The 2,595-nt window shown below is 53.1% G+C and carries 1 rRNA gene; it reads left to right on the top strand.

Annotated features, from left to right (window positions below):
- Window positions 1-2,571, top strand: a 23S ribosomal RNA gene (locus H6A28_RS14695); the annotation flags it as partial.
- Between the last annotated feature and the right edge of the window lie 24 nt (window positions 2,572-2,595).

Below are 2,595 nucleotides of genomic sequence, written 5' to 3'. Positions count from 1 at the left end.
ATCTCGTGAATGGAAGCATCTGGAAAGTTGCACCACAGACGGTGAGAGTCCGGTACATGAAGCGAGACGAAGCGTAGCGGTATCCTGAGTATCGCGGGACACGAGGAATCCTGCGTGAATCCGCCGGGACCATCCGGCAAGGCTAAATACTCCCGAGAGACCGATAGCGAACCAGTACCGTGAGGGAAAGGTGAAAAGCACTTCGAACAGAAGAGTGAAAGAGTACCTGAAACCGTGCGCCTACAAGCGGTCGGAGCGCGCAAGCGTGACGGCGTGCCTTTTGCATAATGAACCTACGAGTTGCCGTGTCTGGCAAGGTTAAGGGGCACGAGTCCCGGAGCCGAAGCGAAAGCGAGTCTGAAGAGGGCGTCAAGTCAGATGCGGCAGACGCGAAACCAAGTGATCTACCCTTGGCCAGGATGAAGTCTGGGTAACACCAGATGGAGGTCCGCACCAATAAGCGTTGAAAAGCTTCTGGATGAGCTGAGGGTAGGGGTGAAAGGCTAATCAAACTTGGAGATAGCTCGTACTCCCCGAAATGCATTTAGGTGCAGCCTCGCGGGTTACTGATGTGAGGTAGAGCGACTGATTGGATGCGAGGGCTTCACCGCCTATCAAGTCCTGACAAACTCCGAATGCGCATCAGTTCTACCGCGGGAGTGAGGGCATGGGTGCTAAGGTCCGTGCCCGAGAGGAGAAGAATCCGGACCACCGGCTAAGGTCCCGAAATGACAGCTAAGTTAAACTAACGAAGTCTGATTGCTAAGACAGCTAGGATGTTGGCTTGGAAGCAGCCATTCATTTAAAGAGTGCGTAACAGCTCACTAGTCGAGGAATCGGGCGTGGATAATAATCGGGTATGAAGTTGTCTACCGAAGCCGTGGAACCAGCAATGGTTGGTAGGGGAGCATTCCATTCGGCGTCGAAGGCGTGGCGTGAGCCATTCTGGAGCGTATGGAAAAGCAAATGTAGGTATAAGTAACGATAAAGGGGGTGGGAAACCCCCTCGCCGAAAGACTAAGGTTTCCTGATCAACGCTAATCGGATCAGGGTAAGTCGGGTCCTAAGGCTCAGCCGAACGGCGAGGCCGATGGCAGAAACGGTTAATATTCCGTTACTACCTTTGAGGGTGACGTGGGGAAGCAGCAGTGACACCGCCGCCGGCTGACGGAATAGCCGGTTGAAGGGTGTAGGCATTGATTTCCGCAGGCAAATCCACGGAAAGAGCCGAACCTGATAGTATGGAGCGTCCTTCGGGACAATCCAATAGTGCGGGTAAGCAGACTGCCGAGAAAATCCGCTAAACATAACTTCAGAGGTACCCGTACCGCAAACGGACACACGTAGTCGGGTTGAATATACTAAGGCGCTTGAGTGAATCACGGTTAAGGAACTAGGCAAACTGACCCTGTAACTTCGGGATAAAGGGTCCCTCCTCGCAAGAGAGGGCGCAGAGAATAGGTCCAGGCAACTGTTTAACAAAAACACAGGGCTGTGCGAATATGAAAGTAGAAGTATACAGCCTGACACCTGCCCGGTGCTGGAAGGTTAAGAGGAGATGTCATCGCAAGAGAAGCATTGAATTGAAGCCCCAGTAAACGGCGGCCGTAACTATAACGGTCCTAAGGTAGCGAAATTCCTTGTCGGGTAAGTTCCGACCTGCACGAATGGTGTAATGATCCGGACGCTGTCTCAACCGTGAGCTCAGTGAAATTGTAGTATCGGTGAAGATGCCGATTACCCGCGATGGGACGAAAAGACCCCGTGAACCTTTACTATAGCTTAGCATTGAATTTGGGCACGCGATGTGTAGGATAGGTCGGAGGCAATGAGACGGGCACGCCAGTGTTCGTGGAGCCGCTGTTGAAATACGACCCTTCGTTTGTTTGAGTTCTAACTCCCGGATGGGAGGACATTGCTTGGTGGGTAGTTTGACTGGGGTGGTCGCCTCCAAAAGCGTAACGGAGGCTTCTAAAGGTGCCCTCAGGACGATCGGTAACCGTCCGCAGAGTGTAATGGCATAAGGGCGCTTGACTGGGAGACAGACAGGTCGAGCAGGTAGGAAACTAGAGCATAGTGATCCGGTGTTTCCGAATGGAAGGGACATCGCTCAAAGGATAAAAGGTACTCCGGGGATAACAGGCTGATCCCTCCCAAGAGCTCATATCGACGGAGTGGTTTGGCACCTCGATGTCGGCTCGTCACATCCTGGGGCTGGAGAAGGTCCCAAGGGTTGGGCTGTTCGCCCATTAAAGTGGCACGCGAGCTGGGTTCAGAACGTCGTGAGACAGTTCGGTCTCTATCTATCGTGGGCGTATGAAATTTGCGTGGCTCTGACACTAGTACGAGAGGACCGTGTTGGACCGACCTCTGGTTTACCGGTTGTGCCGCCAGGCGCATCGCCGGGTATCCAAGTCGGGATCGGATAAGCGCTGAAAGCATCTAAGTGCGAAGCCGGCCACAAGATTAGATTTCTTTAGGGTCGTTGAAGACGACAACGTTGATAGGATGCAGGTGTAAAGCTGGAGACAGCAAAGCCGAGCATTACTAATTGCCCGAAAGCTTTCCTTATCCGCGCCGGGCGGATGGAAGACA

Source organism: Bacteroides mediterraneensis (assembly GCF_016900355.1).
GTDB lineage: Bacteria > Bacteroidota > Bacteroidia > Bacteroidales > Bacteroidaceae > Phocaeicola.
Note: the sequence above shows the minus strand (reverse complement) of the source record. Positions and strands in the feature narration are given on the sequence as shown.